The organism is Herbidospora daliensis (genome assembly GCF_001570585.1).
Classification (GTDB): domain Bacteria; phylum Actinomycetota; class Actinomycetes; order Streptosporangiales; family Streptosporangiaceae; genus Herbidospora; species Herbidospora daliensis.
Window position 1 is genome coordinate 581,561 of sequence record NZ_BBXF01000002.1, and the last position, 22,007, is coordinate 603,567.

28 protein-coding genes are annotated in these 22,007 nt (G+C 69.9%); 10 read left to right on the forward strand and 18 right to left on the reverse strand.

The window, feature by feature from the left end:
* Window positions 1–14 precede the first annotated feature (14 nt).
* From AW274_RS08990 to AW274_RS09000, 3 genes are all read right to left on the reverse strand, one after another.
* A complete protein-coding gene (locus AW274_RS08990; protein WP_062430596.1) occupies window positions 15–938 on the reverse strand; it encodes a nucleoside-diphosphate kinase in 924 nt (307 codons plus the stop codon).
* A 419-nt stretch (window positions 939–1,357) separates the two neighbouring features.
* Window positions 1,358–1,636, reverse strand: coding sequence for a hypothetical protein (locus AW274_RS08995; protein ID WP_062430597.1), 279 nt, complete (start codon window positions 1,634–1,636; stop codon window positions 1,358–1,360).
* A 385-nt stretch (window positions 1,637–2,021) separates the two neighbouring features.
* The gene (locus tag AW274_RS09000) at window positions 2,022–2,951 is read right to left on the reverse strand and encodes an NAD-dependent epimerase/dehydratase family protein (RefSeq protein WP_198169099.1); all 930 of its coding nucleotides are present in this window, start codon (window positions 2,949–2,951) and stop codon (window positions 2,022–2,024) included.
* A gap of 50 nt (window positions 2,952–3,001) precedes the next feature.
* Here AW274_RS09000 and AW274_RS09005 point away from each other — a divergent pair, with 50 nt between their 5' ends.
* The gene (locus tag AW274_RS09005; RefSeq protein ID WP_198169100.1) at window positions 3,002–3,835 is read left to right on the forward strand and encodes a helix-turn-helix transcriptional regulator; all 834 of its coding nucleotides are present in this window, start codon (window positions 3,002–3,004) and stop codon (window positions 3,833–3,835) included.
* A 16-nt stretch (window positions 3,836–3,851) separates the two neighbouring features.
* Here the strand turns inward: AW274_RS09005 and AW274_RS09010 are convergent, their stop codons facing one another.
* The gene (locus AW274_RS09010; protein ID WP_062430598.1) at window positions 3,852–4,502 is read right to left on the reverse strand and encodes a TetR/AcrR family transcriptional regulator; all 651 of its coding nucleotides are present in this window, start codon (window positions 4,500–4,502) and stop codon (window positions 3,852–3,854) included.
* Between the two features lie 63 nt (window positions 4,503–4,565).
* On the opposite strand from AW274_RS09010, the gene AW274_RS09015 reads away from it, so the two are divergent.
* Complete coding sequence (locus AW274_RS09015) at window positions 4,566–5,195, forward strand: class I SAM-dependent methyltransferase (RefSeq protein ID WP_062430599.1); 630 nt, start codon at window positions 4,566–4,568, stop codon at window positions 5,193–5,195.
* A 55-nt stretch (window positions 5,196–5,250) separates the two neighbouring features.
* On the opposite strand, the gene AW274_RS09020 is transcribed toward AW274_RS09015, so the two are convergent.
* A complete protein-coding gene (locus tag AW274_RS09020; RefSeq protein ID WP_157519930.1) occupies window positions 5,251–5,715 on the reverse strand; it encodes a hypothetical protein in 465 nt (154 codons plus the stop codon).
* A 233-nt stretch (window positions 5,716–5,948) separates the two neighbouring features.
* On the opposite strand from AW274_RS09020, the gene AW274_RS09025 reads away from it, so the two are divergent.
* From AW274_RS09025 to AW274_RS09035, 3 genes are all read left to right on the forward strand, one after another.
* The gene (locus AW274_RS09025; protein WP_439648753.1) at window positions 5,949–6,311 is read left to right on the forward strand and encodes a VOC family protein; all 363 of its coding nucleotides are present in this window, start codon (window positions 5,949–5,951) and stop codon (window positions 6,309–6,311) included.
* Window positions 6,312–6,444: 133 nt separating this feature from the next.
* Window positions 6,445–7,026, forward strand: a complete 582-nt coding sequence (locus AW274_RS09030; RefSeq protein ID WP_062430602.1) for an NAD-dependent epimerase/dehydratase family protein — start codon at window positions 6,445–6,447, stop codon at window positions 7,024–7,026.
* A gap of 14 nt (window positions 7,027–7,040) precedes the next feature.
* Window positions 7,041–7,538 carry a winged helix-turn-helix transcriptional regulator gene (locus AW274_RS09035; RefSeq protein WP_062430603.1) on the forward strand — a complete coding sequence of 166 codons (498 nt, stop codon included), beginning with the start codon at window positions 7,041–7,043 and terminating at the stop codon, window positions 7,536–7,538.
* 98 nt (window positions 7,539–7,636) lie between these two features.
* On the opposite strand, the gene AW274_RS41865 is transcribed toward AW274_RS09035, so the two are convergent.
* Complete coding sequence (locus AW274_RS41865; protein WP_157519932.1) at window positions 7,637–8,896, reverse strand: helix-turn-helix transcriptional regulator; 1,260 nt, start codon at window positions 8,894–8,896, stop codon at window positions 7,637–7,639.
* 175 nt (window positions 8,897–9,071) lie between these two features.
* Between AW274_RS41865 and AW274_RS09045 the strand changes: the two genes are divergently transcribed.
* Complete coding sequence (locus AW274_RS09045) at window positions 9,072–9,788, forward strand: Pr6Pr family membrane protein (RefSeq protein WP_062430605.1); 717 nt, start codon at window positions 9,072–9,074, stop codon at window positions 9,786–9,788.
* Between the two features lie 71 nt (window positions 9,789–9,859).
* On the opposite strand, the gene AW274_RS09050 is transcribed toward AW274_RS09045, so the two are convergent.
* The 6 genes from AW274_RS09050 to AW274_RS09075 form a co-directional block, all read right to left on the reverse strand.
* Window positions 9,860–10,120 carry a hypothetical protein gene (locus AW274_RS09050; RefSeq protein ID WP_062430606.1) on the reverse strand — a complete coding sequence of 87 codons (261 nt, stop codon included), beginning with the start codon at window positions 10,118–10,120 and terminating at the stop codon, window positions 9,860–9,862.
* A 75-nt stretch (window positions 10,121–10,195) separates the two neighbouring features.
* The gene (locus AW274_RS40110) at window positions 10,196–10,501 is read right to left on the reverse strand and encodes a hypothetical protein (protein WP_157519934.1); all 306 of its coding nucleotides are present in this window, start codon (window positions 10,499–10,501) and stop codon (window positions 10,196–10,198) included.
* 46 nt (window positions 10,502–10,547) lie between these two features.
* The gene (locus AW274_RS09060) at window positions 10,548–10,925 is read right to left on the reverse strand and encodes a GntR family transcriptional regulator (RefSeq protein WP_062430608.1); all 378 of its coding nucleotides are present in this window, start codon (window positions 10,923–10,925) and stop codon (window positions 10,548–10,550) included.
* On the reverse strand, window positions 10,922–11,725 hold the full coding sequence (locus tag AW274_RS09065; protein WP_062430609.1) for a hypothetical protein: 804 nt from the start codon (window positions 11,723–11,725) through the stop codon (window positions 10,922–10,924). The genes AW274_RS09060 and AW274_RS09065 overlap by 4 nt, the downstream gene beginning before the upstream one ends.
* Before the next feature lie 151 nt (window positions 11,726–11,876).
* Complete coding sequence (locus AW274_RS09070; protein ID WP_062430610.1) at window positions 11,877–12,236, reverse strand: DUF488 domain-containing protein; 360 nt, start codon at window positions 12,234–12,236, stop codon at window positions 11,877–11,879.
* A complete protein-coding gene (locus AW274_RS09075) occupies window positions 12,233–12,607 on the reverse strand; it encodes a MerR family transcriptional regulator (RefSeq protein WP_062430611.1) in 375 nt (124 codons plus the stop codon). The genes AW274_RS09070 and AW274_RS09075 overlap by 4 nt, the downstream gene beginning before the upstream one ends.
* 83 nt (window positions 12,608–12,690) lie before the next feature.
* Here AW274_RS09075 and AW274_RS09080 point away from each other — a divergent pair, with 83 nt between their 5' ends.
* Window positions 12,691–13,569 (forward strand): oxidoreductase, encoded by an 879-nt coding sequence (locus tag AW274_RS09080; RefSeq protein WP_198169101.1) that lies wholly within the window; start codon window positions 12,691–12,693, stop codon window positions 13,567–13,569.
* Here the strand turns inward: AW274_RS09080 and AW274_RS09085 are convergent.
* Both AW274_RS09085 and AW274_RS09090 read right to left on the reverse strand, forming a co-directional pair.
* A complete protein-coding gene (locus tag AW274_RS09085) occupies window positions 13,566–13,850 on the reverse strand; it encodes an antibiotic biosynthesis monooxygenase family protein (RefSeq protein ID WP_062431821.1) in 285 nt (94 codons plus the stop codon). The two genes, AW274_RS09080 and AW274_RS09085, sit on opposite strands and share 4 nt — an antisense overlap.
* A gap of 38 nt (window positions 13,851–13,888) precedes the next feature.
* Entirely contained in the window at window positions 13,889–14,122 is a 234-nt protein-coding gene (locus AW274_RS09090) for a hypothetical protein (protein ID WP_062430613.1), read from the reverse strand.
* A gap of 125 nt (window positions 14,123–14,247) precedes the next feature.
* On the opposite strand from AW274_RS09090, the gene AW274_RS39025 reads away from it, so the two are divergent.
* Window positions 14,248–15,360, forward strand: coding sequence for a GNAT family N-acetyltransferase (locus tag AW274_RS39025; RefSeq protein ID WP_198169102.1), 1,113 nt, complete (start codon window positions 14,248–14,250; stop codon window positions 15,358–15,360).
* Here AW274_RS39025 and AW274_RS09105 read toward each other — a convergent pair.
* Window positions 15,338–15,898, reverse strand: coding sequence for a DUF1707 SHOCT-like domain-containing protein (locus tag AW274_RS09105; protein ID WP_062430614.1), 561 nt, complete (start codon window positions 15,896–15,898; stop codon window positions 15,338–15,340). The two genes, AW274_RS39025 and AW274_RS09105, sit on opposite strands and share 23 nt — an antisense overlap.
* A gap of 59 nt (window positions 15,899–15,957) precedes the next feature.
* On the opposite strand from AW274_RS09105, the gene AW274_RS09110 reads away from it, so the two are divergent.
* A complete protein-coding gene (locus tag AW274_RS09110; protein ID WP_157519938.1) occupies window positions 15,958–18,423 on the forward strand; it encodes a hypothetical protein in 2,466 nt (821 codons plus the stop codon).
* Here the strand turns inward: AW274_RS09110 and AW274_RS09115 are convergent.
* Together AW274_RS09115 and AW274_RS09120 are read right to left on the reverse strand one after the other, a co-directional pair.
* Window positions 18,404–19,117 (reverse strand): carbonic anhydrase, encoded by a 714-nt coding sequence (locus AW274_RS09115; protein ID WP_232320048.1) that lies wholly within the window; start codon window positions 19,115–19,117, stop codon window positions 18,404–18,406. The genes AW274_RS09110 and AW274_RS09115 overlap by 20 nt on opposite strands.
* Window positions 19,118–19,205: 88 nt before the next feature.
* Window positions 19,206–19,838, reverse strand: a complete 633-nt coding sequence (locus tag AW274_RS09120; protein WP_062431827.1) for an SRPBCC family protein — start codon at window positions 19,836–19,838, stop codon at window positions 19,206–19,208.
* Between the two features lie 243 nt (window positions 19,839–20,081).
* Between AW274_RS09120 and AW274_RS09125 the strand changes: the two genes are divergently transcribed.
* Entirely contained in the window at window positions 20,082–21,497 is a 1,416-nt protein-coding gene (locus AW274_RS09125) for a cellulase family glycosylhydrolase (RefSeq protein WP_062430616.1), read from the forward strand.
* On the opposite strand, the gene AW274_RS09130 is transcribed toward AW274_RS09125, so the two are convergent.
* On the reverse strand, window positions 21,494–22,000 hold the full coding sequence (locus tag AW274_RS09130; RefSeq protein ID WP_062430617.1) for a DinB family protein: 507 nt from the start codon (window positions 21,998–22,000) through the stop codon (window positions 21,494–21,496). The two genes, AW274_RS09125 and AW274_RS09130, sit on opposite strands and share 4 nt — an antisense overlap.
* Window positions 22,001–22,007: the final 7 nt, after the last annotated feature.

Genomic DNA, 22,007 nt, shown 5'->3' on the forward strand with positions numbered 1-22,007 from the left:
ATGAGCGGCTCACCTCAGATGTAGTGGCTCTGTTCCAGCACGGCGCTTTCCGTGTCCGACAGGTAGACGTCTGCGGCGTGGATCGCCTCCTGGACGGGCGTCCAATGCTCGGAAGAGCCCATGAGCACGTCGGAGAGCCTGTTCACCGCGTTCTCCGCGGCAGGGTCCTGCGCAGTGCGAATGGCATCCCGCAACAGTGCCTGGGTCCGGGGGTTACGGGCTCGCGCGGCCGCCGTCCGGGCCGGGGCCGTCTGGATGCCGAGGAGTTCGTCGCGTTCCTCCAGCAGGGCGAGGCGCGCCTTCGCCAGCAAGGGCAGCAGGTCTTGAGCGGCGACCCCGAGGATCGCCAGGTGCTGCACGACACGTAGGCGGAGCCGGTTCACGGCCAACGGCAGCGACAAGGCGTGGGGGCCGCCGAACAGGGGCGACGATGCCTCAATGGTGTCGACGGTGAGGAGACGGACCCGGTCGTCGGGCCAGGCGGCTTGGAGAATGAGCGCCTCCGCATGCCGAGGGCCTACCAGTTGGTGCAGCTCGGCGATCGCGGCGGGTTCGTCGTCCGGGCAGTGGACCAGGTTCATCGGGATGTTCTCACCGGCGTGCCGGATGGAACCGGGCCGTGCCGAGGCCGGATCGGTGGCCCCTTTGAGTCGGCCCATCGCCGCACAGGCGTCGGCTCCGTCGTGTCGCAGGATCGTGAGACAAGCTGGGCCGAGGTCGTACCACAACTGGAAAGCGCGGTGCGGCGGCAACCTGACAGGGCGACCGCGCGCCGGAACCTCGTAGAGACGGAGCATGGTTTCCGCGTCCAGGCGGATCAGCTCGGCGGCAACCGGATCAAGCCCGGCCCTGCGGAAGGCAGCCAACAGGTGAGGCAGCGCCTGGGTGACCAGCGCGTCTGGAGTCACGAGCGCATAGCTCCAACTGGTGCCGCTCACGGCAACTCCTGCTCCTCTCGGTGCGACAGAACCCGTCCAAACGGATTGGTCCCATCACGAGTGTGGTGTATGCATCCGAGACGGAAGAAAAATCAGGGGCCTGACTGATGCTCCGCGGAGTGATTGCGCAAATGCCGACGGAAGGCGTACAGCAGCCGAGTACAGCGACGGGACCACACATCTTCCAGACGTCGCCGGCGCGTAGGAATTCCGCAGCCTGTCTGCGAGCAGGATGTCGGGGGTTCGAATCTCCCCGGCTCCACCCACGTCAAAGCCCAGGTCAGAGGCCATTCCTCTGCCTGGGCTTCAGCGTCTATCGGGGCCCGCCCGTTGCGTGCTCGATGGCTTTTCGCTGACGTGGAGACGGTCCGGTCTCCGCCCGCGCCCGGGGAAGGCTCGCCGAGCATGTGGAGGGCCCCTCAGGTGCCGCAGATCACCTGCCAGCACCACCAGGCGCCGGTCTCGGTGTCGACCGCGCAGCGGTAGCACACGATGGCGCCGGTCTCCTGTTCCACGGTTTGCATGTCGTTGATGGGGGCGCTCCCGTCGATGGCACGGACGTCGGAGATCACGCCGTCCTTCCATTCGAGCAGGACCTCGGCGGAGCCGACCTGGACCACGACCTCGCCCGCTCCGCCCGAGGGACGTGGCGGGTTGGTGTCCAGTGTTACCCCGATGGTGGTGACCTTCCTGGCCATGGTGCTCTCCTCTGTCGAAGGTGACTCCCCGCCAAGGTCCCTCTCCGGCCGGCCCCACGCATGAGTCGCCCCCTACTCAAGAAAGGCAGAAGTGGCATTTCGGTTGGCGGGGCCTAGCCCGGCGTGGAAAGAAGCCAACTGACGAGCCGCAACCAGCCGCCGTAAACGAAGGGGATCTGGGTTGGGGGTCAGCGGCCCCGAAACGGGGGTGCAGCAAGGAAACCGGGATCCCCATGACTCCTACAGAGCCGCCGTCTCCGCTGGCACGAGCCGTTGTGGGGCCTACGTGGGACCAACCACCTGTGGGCTTCGGTGCCCGTTGCGTGCGCCCAGTGCGCGATCTCAGCCGCCCGCCGGTCTGAGCGAGCAGAGGGACACGCGCCGGTTACAGCACTCCCATCTCCCGCGCCGTCCACACCGAAGGGATCAGCGGCCGGTAGCCCAGTTCGTGGCGGATGCGGGTCGTCGACATCACGCTGTGCCACGGATCCGGGGCGTCCCTGTCGTAGGCGTCCTGCGGCACCGGCAGCCCGTGGAACTGGAAGAGGTCGACCATGGTGACCGGGGCGTCGTCGGCGATGTTGTAGACGCCGTGTGCCCCAGGCGCGTAGAGCAGGCGCCGCAGGCCCTGGGCCACGTCCAGGTGGTGGCCCATGTGCAGGCGTTGCATGGCGGGCCAGTTCGGCGCCCATTTCATCGCGTCGGCCAGGTGCGGGTCACCGTCGCCGTACACGAACGGCAACCGGGCGATGCGGAGGTCGTCGAGGCCGTTCATCGTCCTGAGCGCACGCTCGGCCTCCCACTTCGACTCGGGGTAGGCGCCCCACAGATGATCGCCCGGCACCGTCTCGTCGCTCTCGACCAGGGCCCTGCCGCGCCCCGTGCCGTACACGAGACCGGTGCTGACCTGCACGAACCGTCGCACGCCGGAAGCTGCCGCGGCCCGGCCGAGCTCGATGGCCGCGTCCCGGTTGACCGCCCGCGCCTCCTCGTCCGGCACCCCGCGGAACGCGGCGGCGACGTTCACCACCGCGTCGACGCCGGCCGTCGCCTTGCCGAGGACCTCCGCGTCACGCAGATCGCCGACCAGCACGTGGGCGCCGAGTTCCGCGAACCGTTCGCCGCGCGCCGCGTCCCGGACCAGGACCCGCACCTCGTCGCCAGGCGCCGCGTTCTGCAACAGCCGCGGCACGAACCGCCGCCCGACCTGGCCTGTCGCTCCTGTCACCAAAATCAGCATGGCCGCCTCCTCGTCGTCGTAGCCACCCTTGAAGCGTGCGGGGAGGACGGGGGGCGGCGGGAGAGACGTGGTCATCCAGGGAGCGGCACACCCTGGATACGAGCCCGTGAGCAGGGCATCCTCGAATGGTGGACCGCACCGAACTGGCCGACTTCCTGCGCCGTGCCCGCATCCGCTTGGCCCCTTCCGACGTGGGCTTGAGCGCGGGTCCGCGGCGGCGCACCCCGGGTCTGCGCCGCGAGGAGGTGGCGCAGCTCACCGGGATGTCCACGGACTACTACACGCGGCTGGAGCAGCGCCGCGGCTCCAACCCGTCGCGGCAGATGCTCACCGCTCTCGCCCGGGCCCTGCGGCTCACGGACGTGGAGCGCGACCACCTGTTCCACCTGGCCGGCCAGGAGCCGCCCCGGCCCGGTGGGTCCTCAGACCACGTCCGCCCGGGGCTGCTGCTGATCCTCGACCGGCTGCACGACATCCCGGCGTCGGTGGTGAGCGACTGGGGCCAGATGCTCGCGCAGAACACCATGTCCGTGGCCGTGACCGGCGACAATGTCGGGACGAACATGATCCGCCGCTGGTTCACGGTGCCGGGCGCACGGGACCTGATCCCACCCGAGAGATACGAGGAGCATTCCCGCGCCCACGTGGCGAGCCTGCGTGCGGTCACCGCGGCACGCCCCCACGACCCGGGCCCCGCCGCCCTCGTGGCCGAACTCCGCTCCGCCTCACCGGAGTTCGAGGAACTCTGGGAGTCGCATGACGTCGTGGTGCGCCGCCCCTCGCCGAAGCGTTTCCTGCACCCGGTGGTCGGCGTCCTCGACCTCGACTGCGAGGTGCTGGTCAGCGACGGCCACAGCCAGCAGCTCATCGTGCATTCGGCGCGGCCGGGCACCGAGACCTATCAGCGGCTCGAACTCCTGCGGGTCGTCGGCCTCCAGGACCTGACCCCTCGCTCCTAGTTCGGTGGGTGCGAAGCTACGAGATCGAGGATCTCGGCCGAGTGCAGAGTTGGGAGATCAAGGCGGTGCGCGCCCATTCCTCCCACGTGTCCGGTGACCAGCCTCGGTCGCAAACGAAGATCAGGTAGAGCTGCGGGCTGAGCAGGCCGAACAGCAGGTCGGCCGCCATCTCGACGGAGACGCCGGGACGGGCGTCGGGCTTGCGGGCCAGGGCTTCGGCCGCCGCGTGGTGCACGGTGTAACGCGGGTCGCGGTCGTCCGGCCACTGCGCGGCGATCTCGGGGTCGGTGGCCGCGGCAGCCGCGATCAGCGGCATGATCGGGGCGACCCGGCCCAGGATCTCGCGGGTGCCGTGGACGTGCGCGCGCAGTTGCCCGGCCGCGGTGGGCTCGGCGCACGCGGTGCGGAACCACTCACGATCCATGGTGGCGACCGGCTCGGCGTCGCCGGCGATGGACGTGTCGACGACGTCCTTGAACAGCGTGCGCTTGTTGCGGAAGACGAAGTAGACCGTCTGGACGGCCACGCCCGCCCGGTCGGCGACCTCCTGCAGGCTCGTCGCCCCGTAACCCTGCGCGACGAACAACTCGCGGGCCGCCTCGACCACCTTTTCCCGCGTGCGGCGTGAGCGCTCGGCTCGTTTGTCCGGCCGCTTGACACTGTCCATGTCGGGAGCATATCTCTAGAGTACGTCACTAGAGTTTGACTCTAAATTCTTGGAGGAGACGAGATGGACCAGTACACGCGAGACCCGGAGGAGGAGTCCGTCCACCGCGCGCTGGAGGGCTACTACCGCGCCGGCAAGGTGCCGTGGGACACCGGCGTGACGCCGCGCGAGCTGGTCGCCCTGGTAGAAGGGCCCGGCGCGCTGTCACCCGGCCGCGCCCTCGAACTCGGCTGCGGCACCGGGACCAACGCCGTCTACCTCGCACGGCACGGCTGGGAAGTGGCGGCCGTCGACCTGATCGACCGCGCCGTCGACCAGGCCAGGAAGAAGGCCGCGGAGGCGGAAGTTGCGGTACGGCTGCTGCACGGAGACGCCACCCGCCTCGACGAACTGGGCCTGCCCGGCCCGTTCGACCTGTTCTTCGACCTGAGCTGCTACTGCGGGATCCCGCTGCACCGCCGCGACGCCTACGCCGCCGGGCTCACCCACCGCGCCGCTCCCGGAGCACGGCTGCTGATGTTCGGCTACGGCCCCGAGCCGCTCGGCAGCTCCACCACCCAGATCACGTCGTGGGCGGCGGGCGTCACGGCCGACGAACTCCGCGCCAGGTTCCACGGCTGGGAACTACTCGACGTAACCCCGGGCACCAACTCGGTGCCGACCTTCTGGTTCACCCTGCGCCGCGACGCCTAACGATCCCCGGCCTGCGGCGACGTAGTGGCTTGGCCAGTCAAAAGCCTTTTTTCCGTTACGGCTCCGCCTGGCCGGCCACCCGACCACCTCCGGCCACCCGATCACTGCCGTCGACCCGCGGCGGCGACATGTCGATCAGACCCAGAGCGGCGAGTGCCTGACGAGAGAGAGACCGGACCTCAGCCCATCCGGGATCGATGGCGAGCCCTTCTGGGGCCCACTTGTCGGCGTTGCACTCACCACTCATCTCTGCCAAACGGGCGTCGATACGCTGCAACAGCTCATGAAGCAACGGGGACAGAAGGCCTGGCGAGCGCTCGTCGACACTCCACGGCACCCACCCGTTCGCCCAGTCGAATTCGAGCGCCAATTCGTCGACGATCCCCCCGTGCCGGTCAACCCACGCGACCTGTTCCTCGGCGGAGGCGGCAAGCATCACCAGCGTCTCCGCCAGTCGCGACACCGAGGTCGGCACGTCGGGCATGGTGTCCAGAGCCTCGGGTTGAGGATCGGAATTCATCGGTCCCTGCCCACTCCCGTGATCTCGGCTACCCAAAGGCACTTTCGGCCGATCGGGCCTTGAAGTCTAGGGATTAAACAGTCGGCGAAGCTCTCACCAGTCCGCTGAGGGCCCGTTGCGCACCCCACGCCGGACGGCCATCGACCTGCATAAACGGGCTCGCGCTCCGGTGGTCTGACCTTGTATGGGCGTTGCTTGCCATACTGTCGCCTATGGCTTCTGTTGTGCACCATGTGACCATCGACTGCGCGGACACCTATCGGCTCGGCACGTTCTGGGCTGAGGTGCTCGATGGCAAGCTCGGTGACGACGATCACCCCGGTGACCCCGAGGCCCTGGTCGAGGCGGCGGGCGTCGAGATCCTGTTTGTCGCCGTCCCCGACGGCAAGACGGTCAAGAACCGGATCCACTTCGACATCCAGCCCACAGACCGCAACCGCGACGAGGAAGTCGAGCGTCTGCTCTCCATCGGCGCCACTCTGGTCGCCGACCGCCGCCGTCCCGACGGCACCGGCTGGGTCACCCTCGCCGACATCGAAGGCAACGAGTTCTGCGTCGAGCGCAGCGCCGCCGAGCGTGCCGCCACCACATCCTGATCTTCCATTGAAGGGGATCATGCGCGCCGTGACACATGCTCAGGAAACCGACGTGGCTGTATGAAGCCTGGCTTGACCCTTTGGAAGTCAGTTTCCTAGGCTGGCTATCAACTAGGAAAGTCAGGTGAGGTCAATGAGGGTATTCCTGGCAGGCGCGTCCGGTGTCATCGGGCAGAAGCTGATCCCCCGCCTGGTCGAGGCGGGCCACGTCGTCGGCGGTATGACCCGCTCGCCCGCCAAGGCGGACCTGCTCTCCCGACTGGGAGCCGAGCCGATCGTGTGCGACGTCTTCGACCGGGACGCGCTCATCAAGGCCGTCGGCGACTTCACCCCCGACGTCGTGCTGAACGAGCTCACCGACCTCCCCGACGACGTCGAGAAGATCGGTGAGTACACCGACCTGAACGCCCGGATCCGGACCGAGGGCAACCACAACCTGATCGAGGCGGCGCGGCGGAGTGGATCGCCGAAGATCCTCGCCCAGTCCGTCGCGTGGCAGCTGCCCGATGGGCCCGGCGCGGAGGCGGTCGTCGAGCTGGAGCGTTCGGTGCTGGCCGAGGGTGGCGTGGTGCTGAGTTACGGGCAGTTCTACGGCCCCGGCACCTACCACGAAGAGCGCATTCCCGCCGAACCTCGCATCCAGATCGACCGCGCGGCCGACCGTACCGTCGAACTGCTCGATGCGCCCTCGGGCGTCGTCGTCATCGTCGATTGAGGGCAGGGGAGACGATGTCGCTGACGTTCGAGGGGGTGCTGGCCGATCGGAGCACGTGGCGGCTGGACGACTGCTCGATCGCGAAGTCGATGGAGGTCGTCGGCACACGCTCGTCGATGCTGATCCTGCGGGAGGCGTTCTACGGTACGACCCGCTTCGACGACTTCACCCGGCGGACCAGGATCGGTGACGCGATCGTGGCGGCGCGGCTCAAGGAGCTGACTGTCATCGGGCTGTTCGACCGGCGGCCCTACCGAGAGCCGGGCAAGCGGACCCGGTACGAATACCACCTCACCGACAAGGGCCGGGACCTCTTTCCCGTCGTGTTCGCGCTCATGCAGTGGGGAAACAAGCACCTGCAGGGCGACGACGGCGGACCGTTGCGCCTGGTGGAGCAGGGCACCGGCGAAGCCGTCGTGATCGGGGCACGCACCGTGTCGGGCAGGGACGTCGACCCCGAAGACCTGGCCATCGTGGCGCACGGCGACTGGGCCGGGCCGCAGCCGTCGTGAGCGACTACTCCACCGCCGCCGACGACGGTTGCTCGTGTGGGCCGGCCTCGCCAGGCCCCCCGGCCTTCCAGGCGCGGCCGCACCCATCGGCCGGCTGATCAGCGGTCGGTCGGGACGTCGGTGCCCACGGCCTCCAGCCAGGCGCGGGCGGCGAGTAGCCGGCGGTTGCGGCCGTCGTCGCTCTCGAGCCCGAGTTTGATGAAGATGCGCCGCAGATGGGTCTCGACGGTGCGTTGCGAAAGGTGCAGGTGCTCGGCGATCGCCGCGTCGCGGGCGCCCGTGGCGACGAGCGCGAGGACCTCGCGCTCGCGGGGGCTGAGCACTTCGAGCCCGGGAGGCGACTCTCTGGCTGGTGGCGGTTCGGCGGGCTGCGGGACGACGGGATGGACGAAGGCCGTCAACGCCGTGGAGGCCCGCCACCAGGCCACCCCGATGACCGCGGTGACCGAGGCCACGGCGAGACCGGAGATCAACGGGCCCTCCGGGCGGAGCGCCGCCCCCGTCCACGTCACCGCGAGCGTCACGCCGATCGCGGCGTAGCCGCCCAGCACGCCGGACAGGAGCCACCGCACGTTCGTGGACGCGATCAGCGCCCACGCGCCGACGAGGCAACCCCCGGCCAGTGAGACGAGGTAGACGACGCTGCCGTCGGTCGGCGCGATGTCGCCGGGGCCGCTCGCCACGGCGGTGCCCATGCACACGATGATCGACAGAGGTGCCACCGCCGCGGCGGCCGCGGCGAGCGCTGCGCCGGCGCGTTCGTCCACCGGGACCCGGCGCGCCCGATGGGCCAGGAACAGCACGACGGCGAGCATCACGACGCTGATGAGGATGGTGGAGGCCGCTGTCGCGGCGGCCGTACGCCAGCCGTCCGGAGCCGCCGGCGGGTGACCGGCGAACGGTTTCACCGGTTCCAGGGCCAGTGCCAGGCAGACGGCCGCGCCGGTGACGACGACGCCGAACCCGATCGACCACCGGCGGGCGCGAGGATCGGCGCGCAGCGCCGCCAGCTGCAACACGGCGAGCGGTATCGGCCACCATCCACCCCAGGCGCCCAGGAGGAACGGCGTCAGCGCGGAGTCGGCGGTGACCGCGACGACGGCGAACGCGCCGAGCATCAGATAGACGAGGACGGCGGCCGCCAGTGCCAGCAGCCAACGGCCGGTGCGGCCGGCCGAGCGCCGGGAGAGCAGCGCGACGCCCGTCGCCCCACCCGCCAGGGCGAGCGTCGAGACCGGGTGGGTCGTGTAACCGCCGATGCCGCCGGCGCGGGCGATGGCGAGGATGACCACCGAGCACGACCCGAGTCCCGCGATGAGCAGTACGGGCCCGAGACTTCGCCAGGGAACGTCGCGCAACGGCCCTCCTCCGGGCGTCTCCCGTGTCCGGACAAGGCATGCCAAGCCCAGATTCAGGGCTACCCCGTACAGCGCAGAGGGCCTTGTCAGGGCTGCTCCGGATACCGGCTGCGGCCCTCGGCGGGTGAGAGTGCTCGGACGTCCTCCGACACACACCTGATCAGAGAGGTATCCCGTGGTCGCTGCTTCTCCCGCGCGTCCCGTCCTCGTCGCCGGCGCGCTGCTGCTGGTCGCGACGGTCACCTTCGTGGTCGTCGATCCGCTGCTCGCCTGGGACGACGCCAACCCCTTCCTCGGCCGAGGCCGGCTGTTCCTGTATTTCACGACCCAATCGAATCTGCTGGCCGTGGCCGCCTGCGTGGTGTTCGGGGTTGCGCTCCTGCGTGGGCGGCATCCGGGTCAGGCGGCCGAGTACCTGCGCGGGCTCGCCGTGGTGGACATGGCCATCACCGGGATCGTCGCCAACGTCCTGCTGGCCGAACCCGGGGCGCCGTGGAGCTTCTCCGATTTCGTGCTCCACCAGGCGGTGCCGGTTCTCATGGTCGTGTGGTGGATCGCCGCGCCGCCCGCGCGGCCGCTGCCCCTCGCCGCGGTGGCGCTGTGGCTGGTCCATCCGGCCGTCTGGACGGCCATGGCCCTCACCTATGCGGCCGAGTCGAGCGACCGCTGGTACCCGTACTTCTTCCTCGATCCCGTCGAGGCGGGCGGCTGGGGAGGCGTCGCCGTGTTCGTAGCGGTGATCCACCTCGTGATCGCCGTACTCGGACTCGGGGCGGTGGTCGTGAGCAGGGTCCGGCGGGCGGAGGGTGTGCGACGGAGGTTGTGGCCTGCGGAGCCGGACGGCATGCCCGTCACTTCGCTGCCGGGTCGCGAACAGGCCGGCTCCCGCTGAGGCGATGGGGGCGGGCGGCGCCGTGCAGCGTTCGCCCGCCCCACGGGTGCACGGTGAATTCCGGATGGAATTCAGGCGGGTTTCGCTCTTCTCACGGACGGTTCCGTTCTGGGGAGCAAAGTCGCGGCCGCCTGTACTTCGTCATCGAGATAGAGGAAGAACGCGTTTACGCCGGTCCCCTTCTCGTCTGGCTCGGTGCCCACCTGCTCGTGCAGGCCCCGGCCTTCGCGCTTCGCCATTTCGACGAAACGGTAGAGCTCTCCCCAGGTGAGCTGCTCGTTGAGCTCGAGTGTCAGACGCATGTTCAGCTGAGTCTTCTTCGCGTCGGCCATATCGCCATCGTGCCACCGGGCCGATGGCAGTTCTATGATCAATTCATGCGAGATGGGGACGATGGGGCGTCGGTGTTACTCGGCTATGTGCTGGGCCTGATCGCCACGTTTCTGCTCACGGAATGGGCCCGTGAGACCGGCCGGACGTCGTTGGGCGATCTCCTGAACATGTGTTCCTCGTTGTTCGCGGTCGCATTGGTCCTCGCTGTGTTTCGCCTTCTCCTGAGGCCCATGAAGGGCTACCGTCGCGACCGCCGTCACTGATCCGGACAGCAGCACGACCACGCCCAGCCAGGCCACGCCGGCCCAGTCCAGGGCCGGGACGCCGAGGAACGAACGGTGTCCCCAGAGTGTCGTCACCAGCAGGACGCAGCTGTACACGGCGGTTCCTCCACTGGCGGCGTGCGCCATGTCGTCGACGTGTTCATCAGGGCGAGGTCGGGGCGGTCGTGCCGGAGCGCAGAGCCGCCTGGACGATGCGGAGCGCCTCGGTCGCGTCGATGCCGACGCTGGCGATCACGGCCGCGTAGTCGGCGGCGGCCTGGCGGGCGCGTTCGCGGCCCTCTTCGCCGGAGGCCGACACGAACGAGCCGGCGCGGCCTCTCGTCTCGATCAGGCCCGCTTCCTCCAGTTCCCGGTAGGCCCGGCCGACCGTGTTGACGGCCAGGCCCAGGTCGGCCGCCAGGTGGCGGATGGTGGGGAGGCGGGCGCCCACGGGCAGGGTGCGGTCGTGGATCTGCTTGGCCAGCTGGGCCCGCAGTTGTTCGAAGGGGGGGACCGGTGAGGTGGCGTCGATGACGATCATCGGGCGCCCACGGCCTGTCTGGCGACCGTCGTGCTCGACGGGGTCTTCTTGCGGAGCACGATGAACGCGGCCAGGCTCACCAGGAGGTAGCCCATCGCGGCGGCGCTCCACCAGCCGGGGGCGGTGCCGAACAGCAGGATCATGGGGAGCGTCCACTGCACGTTCGGTGTGGTCAGGTCGCGGGCGTCTTCGACGCGCATGATGACGTCGGCGGTCAGTGACCGCTCGTCTTCGGCCACGACCGGGTGGCGGACCAGGTGGCGGAGCTGCAGGGCGTTGATGGCGGTCGCGCCTAGCAGGCCGATCAGCATGACGACGGCCAGCCGCCGCACGGTCTCGTCGGGGAGGGCCAGAGCGCTGCCGGTGAGCAGCATCGAGCCGACGAAGACCGCGGCGGCGAAGACGGCGTAGGGGCGGCCGAGCACGGTCCGCCAGCCGGGCTGGATCAGATGGGCGGCCCGGCGCGACAACGTGGCGCCCGCTCGCCGGTCGACCTGGCGCACCCACCGGTCGAGCAGCACCTGGGCCACCAGCAGGCCGGCGACCAGCACGATCATGGCCACCAGCGACCACGTGCGGGCGGTTCCGTCGCCGAACCGGCTGAACGTCGCCGCGCCCGAGCTTCCGACGATCAGCACGGCCAGGATGATCGAGCCGTAGAGACGGGCGTACCTCCGGGCGACCAGCCGGTGCGCCAGCAGCGGGGTCGGGCGGGCGTCGGCGAGGTCGTGCTGCGCCAGCCAGGACTCCGCCTCTTTGAGAGCGGCCTCGGGCGCGTCCGTTAACGGCTCACGGGTCATGGTGGGCTCCTTTGTCGCAAGCTTTGTCTCAACATAGTGCGTCAAAGCTTGCGACAAAGTCAACGACTCGCGAGGGCGTGCAGCGCGGCGGCCATTTGGGTGACGAGCCCCGTGCGGGTCGGCCGGTCGAGGGCGCGGCCGACCAGGTGGCCTAGCCGGCGGACCTGAGCAGGTCGGCGAGTACGGCCGCCTCGCTGGCGTCGGCCTTCTTCGTCGCGGTGAGCAGGGTCAGCACCCCCTCGTGGGCCAGTTCCCGCAGGTGCGCGACCGCCGCCGCCCGCTCGGGGGTGGTCAGTTCGTTCCGGTAGCGGCGGCCGAACTCCGCGAACCGGTCGGGGTCGTGGTGATACCAGGTGCGCAGCTCCGCCGAAGGGGCGATCTCCTTGCACCACTCGTCGAGGTCGGCAGCGGCCTTGGCCAGCCCGCGAGGCCAGAGCCGGTCGACCAGCACCCGGGTGCCGTCGTCGTCGGCCGGGTCTTCGTAGACCCGGCGTACCCGCACTTCGCTCATGAGTCCGACGTTACGCCTGGGCTCTCCTCCCAGATCTGGAGGTACGTCTTGATCGCGTCGCGGTTGCGCTGGAGCACGTCGATCCGGCGTTCCACGTTGCCGAGCTGGCGGCGCAGCGCCTCAAGGTCGACCTTCACCACGCACTCGGCCGGGCGCGGGTCGTCGAGGCAGGGCAGCACCTCGCGGATCATCTCGGTCGTGAAACCCGATTCGAGCAGCTCACGGATCTGCAGCACCCGCTCGATCGCCGGTTCGCCGTAGGAGCGGTAGCCGTTGGCGCTGCGGAACGGGTGCAGGATGCCGACCTCTTCGTAGTAGCGCAGCAGCCGCGGCGCGACGCCCGTCTTCGCGGCCAGGTCACCGATCTTCATCGCTCTCCTCACCCAGGCTATTGACCTTCACATTAATGGAAAGGTTTAGCTTTTCCGCGTTCCTGACCTGCAGAGGAGAAGAGATGAACTGGACCGCGGACCGTATGGCCGATCAGAAGGGGCGCACCTTCGTGGTGACGGGAGCGACGAGCGGGCTCGGGCTGGTGACGGCCCGGGAACTCGCGGCGCGCGGCGGGCGGGTGCTGCTCGCCGTCCGCGACGCCGTGCGCGGCGAGGGCGTGGCGGCCTCGTTGCGGCGGGCCCATCCGGGGGCCGACGTGGCGGTGCGCCGGGTCGACCTGCTCGACCTCGGGTCGATCCGCCGGGCGGCCGCCGAGATCGGCTCGGAATCGGTGGACGTGCTGGTCAACAACGCCGGGATCTCGATGGTCGCCCATTCGGTGACCGCCCTGGGCGCGGAGCGGCACTTCGCCGCCAACCACCTCGGCCACTTCGCCCTCACGGAGCTGCTCATGCCGGCGCTGCGCCGGTCGCCGGCCCCGAGGGTGGTCACCGTGACGTCGTACCTGCACGAGAAGGCCGAACTCGACCTCGACGACCTCGCCTGGACGCGCAGGTACAGCCCGCTGGCGGCCTACTCGGCCTCGAAGCTGGCCAACGCGCTCTTCGCGGTCGAACTGGCCCGGCGCGAAGAGGGGATCACCAGCGTGCTGGCGCACCCCGGCTACAGCAACACGCCGATGCAGAGCAAGGGGACCGGGCTGACGGGCGTCGTCATGCGCGTCACCGGACGGCTCTTCGCCCAGAGCCCCGAGATGGGCGCGCTGCCCCAGCTGTTCGCCGCGACCGAGCCCGGCCTCGCCACCGGGTCGTACGTCGGCCCCGGCGGCCGGGGCGGGCGATCGGGATACCCGACCCTGGTGCCGCTGTCGGCGGCGGCCAGGGACGCCGAGCTCGGCCGTCGTCTGTGGGAACGGTCGCGGCAGCTCGTCGGCGGCTAACGCAGCGTGCCCTCTTCGGAGGAGACGAGGGCGTCGATGACGGCGAAGAACGCCTGGATGCCCGGCAGGTTGCCGCCCTTGGCCCGGGAGGCGGCGAAGTCGGCCGGGGTGCGCCACTCGACGATGTCGAGCCATTCGCCGCCGGGCAGCTCGATGAGCTTCGCGCCCAGGAACCCCTCGCGGTCGGCCTCGAAGTCGGCGACCATGCCGGCGCGGGTGGCCAGCAGCTCGGCCGTGCGCTCGGGAGAGACCCGGAACCTGGTGATTTCCACTGTCGTCATGGATCCGACCATATAGTCACTAATCATGACAGTCAAAATCAGTGACTAGTTGCCTTCTTGTGTCGTACGTCCAGCACGGCGATCACCGCGAACGCGACCGCCGCCGCCGTGACGGCGACCACGTAACACCACGGTTCGGGCAGGTAGTTGGCCGCCACGAGCCAGCTCGGGCCCTTGTCGGTGAACACCCGGAAGATGATCGCGATCGGCCCCTCCCAAACCCCCGCGACGAGCGTGAGGAGCATCGCCAGCCGATACCAGGCCTCGTTCACAGTTCCCTCCTTGTGGTACGGACGTATCAATGACAGCAGCAGGAAACTCGGCGTAGCAACGAATACGTCACGCAATTTAGGCTGGTCAGGTGCGTGACGAAATGACGTGCAAGGTCTGTCGCGGCGTGTTGCGGGCACCGGCCCGGGGGCGCCGCCCGGTCTACTGCTCCCGCGCGTGCCAGGCCAGGGCCTACCGGTCGCGGCGCGATCCGCCGGTCCCGGCGCCCGCCGAGCCCGAGCCGGCCGGGCGGCGACGGCAGATCGTCGAGGCGGTCTGGCGGATCGCCGCCGGGCGCGGGCTCCAGATGGCCACCGTGCGGGAGATCGCCGCCGAGGCGGGGGTCTCACCCCGCGTCGTGCAGTATCACTTCGCCGGCAAGCACGACCTGCTGGTGACCGCGCTGCGCATGCTGCACCGCGACAACGAGGGCCGGGCCCGTGAGCGCATCGCGGCGCTGCGCGACCCCGCCGATCCGCGCGCGGTGCTGCGGGCCACCCTCGAAGAGCTGCTGCCGCTCGACGACCAGCGGCAGACCGGCCTGCGCGTGCTGACCGCCTACTACGCGCGCAGCCTCACCGACCCCGCCCTGGCCGAGGTCTTCCTCCCCGACGACAGCCCGCTCGAAGACCTGGTCGCCGCCCTGATCACGGCCGCCGGGCCGAAGCCGTCGATCGACGCCGCCCGCGAGGCCGACCTGCTCGTCGGCGGCGTCAGCGGCCTCGGCCTCGACCTGCTCCACGGCCGCCGCACCAAGGCCGAGGTAGGGCGTACCGTCGACTACCACCTCGCCCGCATCCTGGCCGAATGGGTGCTCAGGCCCGCCTCGCCCGACGACGTCGAGGCCGTGGCCGAGCTGCGGGCCGTCGTGTTGCGGGCCGACCTCGAAAGGCTCGGCCGCTACGACGGACGACGGGTGCGGCAGCGCCTGCGCGACGGCTTCGTCCCCGGCCACACCTGGACGATCGAGGTGGGCGGCGCCTTCGCGGGCTGCGTGGCGATGCGGCCCGACGGCGACGTCGTCTGGCTCGAACACTTCTATCTCGACCCGGCCCACCAGGGGCGCGGCATCGGCTCGGCCGTGCTCGACCGGCTGCTCGAACGTTGCGACCGCGACCGCGTGACGGTCCGGCTGAACGTGCTCCGGGGCAGCCCGGCCCGCCGCCTCTACGAACGCCGGGGCTTCACCCTCGACACCGAAGACGACGTCGACGTGTTCATGACCCGCCGCCCCGAGTGAACCACCGCCGCCTGCGCGCCCCCCGGTAACGCACCCGCACCTTCCCGTAGCCGACCTCGCCGATCACCCGCACGTGGGGGAACCCCGGCCGGGGCGCGCCCGGGACGTCGGAGGCCACGCTGCCCCACTCGCAGTGCACGCCGTCGGTGTCGGCCGTCGCGCCCGGCGGCAGCAGGATCTCGGCGGAGCCGTACTTCAGGTTGAGGTCGAAGGTGACCTCGGCGTGCTCGATCACCGCCTCGCTCAGGTCGAGGTGGGGGTTGCCGTAGACGGACTCGATACGCAGCGTCTTCGGCACCCGCCACTGCCCGGTACGCAGGATCTTGCCCGCCTTCGTCGAGACGGTGACCACCTCCCCCGGCCGCTCGGGCAGGTCGGCCAGCAGCGCGGCCAGGTCGCCCTGCGAGACGGCCGTGAGGGCGCGTTCGACACGCTGCTCCATCTCGTCCGCGGCGAGCCGTCCGTCGGTGTACGCCTGCTTGAGGCGGCTGACGGTCGTCTCCCGGTCCTGGTCGGAGGCGCGGGCTTCAAGGTCCATGGGGTCAATTTACGGTCGACTGAGGCGGTTTGTCGGTGGTCGCCTCTAACGTGCCGCGCATGACTTGGCAGCGGGTGCGGGAATGGATCGAACTCGGCGGAGACCACGCCTTCCCCACAGGGGACGTCGACCGCAAGGCGGTCGCCGCCGAACTGCCCGGCTACCTGGCCGGGCGGCGGGTCTCCGCGCACCCGTTCCGCGTCGCCGGCGCGGCCTGCCTCCCGGGTGCGGCCCAGGTCGCCGCCTGGCTCGACCGCCGCGAGTTACGCGAGCCGGAGGACCCGGAGGCCGACGCCGAGCACGTCCTCGACGTCCTCCGCGACCGGCCCGAGGCCTGGCGCCGCGACCTCGCCCACCGGCTGGTCACCGGCCTGCGGCCCAACCGGCGCGGCGCCCCGCCGAACTGGCGCCTCGCCGCCTCCCTGGTGATCGAGACCGGCGTCGAGCCGCCGGCGAACGACGCCTTCGTCGCCGGCTGGCTCTGGGACGTCACCCGGGTCGGCGACCATCCTCTCCTCGACGTCATGGTCGACCGGCTCTTCGCGGCCGAAGGCGTCGCCGCGCCGTTGAGCCGGCGCGGGCACGTCGTCGGCGCGCTGGCCGACCTCGCGGCCGGGGGCCGCCTCAAGCGGCAGACCCTCATCGACGGTTGCGCGGCCCGTTTCCTCACCCACGGGCAGGCCCGCGACGTCGACCCCTTCGTGCAGTTGTGGAACCGGCTCCAGCCGACCTTCGACGAGATGCCCGTGCTCGACCTGGCCAGGGCCCTGCCGATCGCCGCAGGCCCGCTGGCCCGGCTGGCCGCGGGCGAACTGCGCCGCTACGACGACGCCGTCGGCCTGAGCCCCGACCTGTTCGCCGAGACGGTCGGCGCGCTGGCGTTCCGGCCGGAGCGCGCCCACGTCACGACCGCCGTGCGCTGGATCGCCGCGGCGACCCCCGACCGCGCCGACGGCGCACTCGCCGCCCTCGCCCTGGTCTTCGGCCAGGAAGACCACGCGCTCCGCGCCCGTGCTGTACGGCTCGCGCGCAAGCTCGCCCCCCACGCCACCCCCGCCGCGGTCGACCCGATCCGCGAGGCGGCGAGCGCCCTGCCGTGGGAGCTGCGAACCCAGATCGCCGCCGCCTTCGGCGAGGTCGCCGCCCCGCCCCCGGCGGACCTGCCCGTGGCCGGCCCCCTGGAGATCACCTTCTCGCTGCCCGAGATGCCCCCGCCGATCGTCTCGGCGGACGAGCTGATCGCCGCACTCGACGCCGAGCCCTCGTTCCGCATGGTCGACGTCGAGCGGACCCTGGCCGCCCTCGTCGAGCTGACGCACCGCGACCGCGCCGCGACCGCCGAGGCGCTGCGGCCCTGGTGGGCGGAGAACTGTCAGGGCTATGGCCCGAAACTCTTCAACTCGGCGAGCAGCTGGACCACGGGCAATCCCTACTTCCTGCTGCGCCACTGCGTGAGCGCGATCGTGTCGCCTGAGCAGAGCGCCGAGGCGTCCCGGGAGAACGCCGAATACCTGCGCCAAAGCGGTGCGCACCACCCGCCGCTCGACCGGATGTTCCCCGATCGGGTGCGTGAGGTCATCGCCCTGCTGGAGTCGGGCCGGACGATCCCGGTCCTGCTCGCCACCCCGACCGAGGCCACCGGCCACGTCGACGCGGCGACGCTGACCAGCCGCCGCGAACTCCTGGGAGAGCACGAACCGCTCCCGCTCGACCACGCCCAGGCGCTCCTGCGGCTGCACGACGGCGGCCTGCCCGAACCGATCATGGAGTGCGGCGTCGAGGCCATGACGCGGGTCATCGGATACGACACCTACCGGCGCGTCCCCGCCATGCACGTGCGCATGCGGCCGGGCCGGCCCGACCTCCCGGCGTCGATCGCCGGCGTGTGCTCGCTGAAACCGGGGGACTACTGGGCCGGGCTCTCCGACGACATGGGGTGGTGGCCGTTCTTCCTGCCGTCGCACCGGGAGGTGGTCGCCGCCCACGTGCTGGAGTGTTTCGCCACCGGCGTCGTGCTGACCAGCCAGGCTAAAGCGGAGGTGCTGACGACCCTCGTCCAGGGAGAAGGGCCGGTGGGGCGGGCGACGGCGAGCGCCATCGTGACGGCCCTCAGCCACAAGAGACCCGCGGAGCAGGTCTTCGCCCTCGACGCCATGAAGATCCTCATCGCCCGGGACGAGTTCGCCGGCGCCGATTTCGGCTGGGCCCTGGGAGAGCTGGTCCGGGCCGGCGCCGTGAAGCTCGCCCGGGTGTCCCCGTTGCTGAAGGAGCTCGTCTTCTCCGGCGGCCATCGTGAGACGTGGGCCCTGCTGGCCGAAGCGATCCCCACGCTGCTGCCGAAGGCCGGAGACCGGGCGCCGGCCGGCCTGGCCGACCTGCTGGCCGTCGCGACCACGGCCGCCCTGCTGGCCGACGCCCCGGCCGAGCTCCCCGGCCTGGCCGAGACGGCGGCGCGCACGACCGGCAACCGCCTGACGACGGAGGCCAGGGCTCTCCTGGACGCGATCAGCCGGGCGTCCCGTTGAGCACCTCGACCTCCCCCGTGTCGAGGGAGTAGTAGGCCGCGACCACCGCCAGCTTCTTGTCCGTCACCAGCGGCCCCAGGTCGCCGTTGCCGCGCAGCGCGTCGGCGGTCAGGGTGACCTGGTGTTTCGTCATCGTCTCGATCGGGTCGGCGCTGCCCTCGCGTGTGGTCGCCTCGTAGGCGGGCCGCAGCGCCTCGACGATCGACTGGAGGTTCCCGGGGAGCGGTTTGCCGTCTTTCAGCGCCGTGTACGCCGCCTCCACCGCCCCGCACCGCTGGTGACCCAGCACGACGATCAGCGGGGTGCCGCCGGTCATCGGGCCGTATTCGACCGACCCGGTCACCACGGGCCCGATGGCCTGGCCGCCGGTGCGCATCACGAACAGGTCGCCGAGGCCGGTGTCGAAGACGAGCTCGGGCGGCACCCGGGAGTCGATGCACGACAACACCACGCCGTAGGGCTTCTGTTTGGCGGCCAGCACTTCGCGGCGGGTGGGGTCGCGGTCGGGGTGCTGCAGCGCGCCGGTGATCCAGCGCCGGTTGCCCGCCATCAGGCGGTCGAAGGCGGCCTTCGGCGAGCCGGGGTAACCCTCGGACGCGGTGGCCACGGGCACGGCCCGGAGCGTCGTGTCGGTCGCGGCGCAACCGGCGAGCGCGAGAGACGCCGCGCCCGCGAATAGTGTTCTTCGCCCCATACCGTCCATGACCTGGATCTTCTCCACCCGGGCCGACGGAAAAACGGAGGACGGCGACCGCTGCCAGGTGGCGGTCGCCGTGGACGAATTAGAGGGCGCCGCTCTCGATGCGCTGCTTCAGGACCGTCTGGATGCCCTGGTGCGCCTGCACGCCGGAGGTCAGTGCGAGGTCGATCAGCTCAGAGGGCGTCTCGAACGTCAGGTTCTCGGTCACCTTGGTCTTGTACAGGCCGACCCGCTCGAAGGTGATCTTCTGGTGGGTCACGATGTAGCCCGTCGACCACGAGTCGACCGTGTAATAGAACTCGTTCAGGTCGAGCACCTGCCGCGCGTGCGTGTTCAGCGTGAGCGGGGCCGGCTCCATCGGGATGACCTCGATGGCGGTGAGGTTCTTGTACCGCTTGCCCAGCCGGGTGTTGTCGCTGTGGGTGACCACGCGCTCAAGCACGGGGTTGGCGCCGATGTGGTTGTTGAAGTTCGAGTAGGCCGCGAAGACCTGGGCCCGGGGAGCATTGATCACGATGGAGATGCTCTGGGAGGCGCGCGATCGGCCGGCCGGCAGCGGGTCGGCGACCTGGGTGAACTTGTAGGTGTTCCAAGTGGTCAGCCACTCCTGTGCGAGGGGGTCGGTCGTGGCACGCGCCGGCGCGCCGAAGACCGAGAGCACGAGGGAGACGGCGAGGAGGGGAGCGCTTAAAAAGCGAAGCAGCCTCGTTTTCATGCAGAACATTTATCGCATTCAGGACCTGAACACATCGCCCATGATCATGTCTGTCACTGATTGCCAACAGGTGCCCTGATCGGGGCGGACAAGTCGCACTTCGTGCCAGAAAGCGGACAGCGACCGGCTGACCGCGATCTGTTGAATGATCAACTATCCGAAGCGCTTGCGTGTTGCTTGACGTTGTTTTACGCTCCACGTCAAATTAGGAAACCTTCCTAACTACTCGCCATAGGAGCGCCTATGTTACGTAGCACGCTCGTCGCCCTGCTCATACTGACCGGCTTGACCACGGTCAGTGCGCCGGCCGCCGCCGCACCCGTCCTGATCTCCACCGGCAAGACCGCCACCTCGTCGTCGATCGAGGGCTCCGGCCTGGAGGCCGGCAAGGCGGTCGACGCCAACACCGGCACCCGCTGGGCGTCGGCCGAGGGCGTCGACCCGCAGTGGATCAGGATCGACCTCGGCGCCTCGTACCCGATCTCCCGCGTCAAGCTGACCTGGGAGACGGCCTACGCGTCGGCGTACCGGATCGAAGTTTCGCCTGACGGCGCAACGTGGTCGAGCATCTACTCGACGACCACCGGCAACGGCGCGACCGACGACCTCACGGTCTCCGGCACCGGCCGCTACATCCGCATGTACGGCACCACCCGCGCCACCCAGTGGGGCTACTCCCTCTGGGAGTTCGAGGTCTACACCGAGTCGTCGACCGGTGGCGGCACCCCGGTGGCCGCCAACGGCCAGCTCCGCGTCTGCGGCGTCAAGCTGTGCAACGAGGCCGGCAAGCAGATCCAGCTCAGGGGCATGAGCAGCCACGGCATCCAGTGGTACAACCAGTGCCTCAACAGCGCCTCGCTCGACGCCCTGGCCACCGACTGGAAGGCCGACGTCCTGCGCATCTCCATGTACATCCAGGAGGGCGGCTACGAGACCAACCCGCGCCTCTACACCGACCGGGTCCACAACCTGATCGAGATGGCCTCCGCCCGCGGCATGTACGCCATCGTCGACTGGCACATGCTCACCCCCGGCGACCCCAACTACAACCTGACCAGGGCCCGGACCTTCTTCACCGAGATCGCCCAGCGGCACAACGGCAAGAAGAACGTCCTGTACGAGATCGCCAACGAGCCCAACGGCGACAGCGTCACGTGGTCGGTCATCCGCAACTACGCCAACTCGCTGGTCCCGACGATCCGCCAGTACGACCCGGACGCCCCCGTCCTGGTCGGCACGCCGGCCTGGTCGTCGCTCGGCGTCTCCGGCCCCGGCGACCAGACCGACACGATCCGCAACAACCCGGTCTCCGGCACCAACATCATGTACACGTTCCACTTCTACGCCGCCTCGCACGGCACCCAGTACCTGAACGCCCTGTCGAGGGCCGCCGACCTGCTGCCGATGTTCGTCTCGGAGTTCGGCACCCAGGAGGCGTCCGGCGACGGCGGGAACAACTTCAGCAGGGCCCAGCAGTACATCGACCTGATGGCGCAGAAGAAGGTCAGCTGGGTCAACTGGAACTTCTCCGACGACTTCCGCACGGGGGCCGTCTTCACCACCGGGACCTGCAACAGCGGCCCGTACACGGGAACCAGCAGGTTGAAGGAGGCGGGTGTCTGGGTGCGTGACCGGATCCGGACCGCCGACGACTTCTAACCCATGGTCTTCTGACCGTCGAGGGACTCACGGATGATGTCCGCGTGACCGGCGTGCTGGGCGGTCTCGGCGATGACGTGCAGCAGCGTCCGCCGGGCCGTCCAGGACGTGTCCTCCTCGTACCAGGGCGCCTTCGGCAGCGGCTGGGTCGCGTCGAGTGAGGGAAGGTTCCTAACCAACTCGTCGGTCACGCCCGCGACCTTCTCGTATTCGGCCAGGATCCCGGCGACGGTGTCGCCCGGCAGCATGCGGAACTCGTCGGCGCGGCGCTGCCAGTCGGCCTCGGTCATCTGGGTGAAGTCGCCCATGGCCGAGGGCCCCCGCACGATGAACTCGGACCAGCCGCGCTCGACCGAGGTGACGTGCTTGATCAGGCCGCCGAGGCACAGTTCGCTCGCGGTGGTGCGCAGGCCGGCCTGCTCGTCGGTCAGCTCCCTGACGGTGTGGCGCAGGAAGTCGCGGTGCGCGGCCAGGGCCTGGAGGAGGTCGTCTCGTTCGCTCATGAATCCA

What these genes read in the sequence shown, in the direction of transcription:
- AW274_RS08995 (WP_062430597.1), bottom strand. Translation starts at nt 1,636, where the DNA reads ATGGCCAGGAAGGTCACCACCATCGGGGTAACACTGGACACCAACCCG.
- AW274_RS09000 (WP_198169099.1), bottom strand. Translation starts at nt 2,951, where the DNA reads ATGACCACGTCTCTCCCGCCGCCCCCCGTCCTCCCCGCACGCTTCAAG.
- AW274_RS09005 (WP_198169100.1), top strand. Translation starts at nt 3,002, where the DNA reads ATGGTGGACCGCACCGAACTGGCCGACTTCCTGCGCCGTGCCCGCATC.
- AW274_RS09010 (WP_062430598.1), bottom strand. Translation starts at nt 4,502, where the DNA reads ATGGACAGTGTCAAGCGGCCGGACAAACGAGCCGAGCGCTCACGCCGC.
- AW274_RS09015 (WP_062430599.1), top strand. Translation starts at nt 4,566, where the DNA reads ATGGACCAGTACACGCGAGACCCGGAGGAGGAGTCCGTCCACCGCGCG.
- AW274_RS09020 (WP_157519930.1), bottom strand. Translation starts at nt 5,715, where the DNA reads ATGAATTCCGATCCTCAACCCGAGGCTCTGGACACCATGCCCGACGTG.
- AW274_RS09030 (WP_062430602.1), top strand. Translation starts at nt 6,445, where the DNA reads ATGAGGGTATTCCTGGCAGGCGCGTCCGGTGTCATCGGGCAGAAGCTG.
- AW274_RS09035 (WP_062430603.1), top strand. Translation starts at nt 7,041, where the DNA reads ATGTCGCTGACGTTCGAGGGGGTGCTGGCCGATCGGAGCACGTGGCGG.
- AW274_RS09050 (WP_062430606.1), bottom strand. Translation starts at nt 10,120, where the DNA reads ATGGCCGACGCGAAGAAGACTCAGCTGAACATGCGTCTGACACTCGAG.
- AW274_RS09060 (WP_062430608.1), bottom strand. Translation starts at nt 10,925, where the DNA reads ATGATCGTCATCGACGCCACCTCACCGGTCCCCCCCTTCGAACAACTG.
- AW274_RS09065 (WP_062430609.1), bottom strand. Translation starts at nt 11,725, where the DNA reads ATGACCCGTGAGCCGTTAACGGACGCGCCCGAGGCCGCTCTCAAAGAG.
- AW274_RS09070 (WP_062430610.1), bottom strand. Translation starts at nt 12,236, where the DNA reads ATGAGCGAAGTGCGGGTACGCCGGGTCTACGAAGACCCGGCCGACGAC.
- AW274_RS09075 (WP_062430611.1), bottom strand. Translation starts at nt 12,607, where the DNA reads ATGAAGATCGGTGACCTGGCCGCGAAGACGGGCGTCGCGCCGCGGCTG.
- AW274_RS09080 (WP_198169101.1), top strand. Translation starts at nt 12,691, where the DNA reads ATGAACTGGACCGCGGACCGTATGGCCGATCAGAAGGGGCGCACCTTC.
- AW274_RS09085 (WP_062431821.1), bottom strand. Translation starts at nt 13,850, where the DNA reads ATGACGACAGTGGAAATCACCAGGTTCCGGGTCTCTCCCGAGCGCACG.
- AW274_RS09105 (WP_062430614.1), bottom strand. Translation starts at nt 15,898, where the DNA reads ATGGACCTTGAAGCCCGCGCCTCCGACCAGGACCGGGAGACGACCGTC.
- AW274_RS09110 (WP_157519938.1), top strand. Translation starts at nt 15,958, where the DNA reads ATGACTTGGCAGCGGGTGCGGGAATGGATCGAACTCGGCGGAGACCAC.
- AW274_RS09115 (WP_232320048.1), bottom strand. Translation starts at nt 19,117, where the DNA reads ATGGGGCGAAGAACACTATTCGCGGGCGCGGCGTCTCTCGCGCTCGCC.
- AW274_RS09120 (WP_062431827.1), bottom strand. Translation starts at nt 19,838, where the DNA reads ATGAAAACGAGGCTGCTTCGCTTTTTAAGCGCTCCCCTCCTCGCCGTC.
- AW274_RS09125 (WP_062430616.1), top strand. Translation starts at nt 20,082, where the DNA reads ATGTTACGTAGCACGCTCGTCGCCCTGCTCATACTGACCGGCTTGACC.
- AW274_RS09130 (WP_062430617.1), bottom strand. Translation starts at nt 22,000, where the DNA reads ATGAGCGAACGAGACGACCTCCTCCAGGCCCTGGCCGCGCACCGCGAC.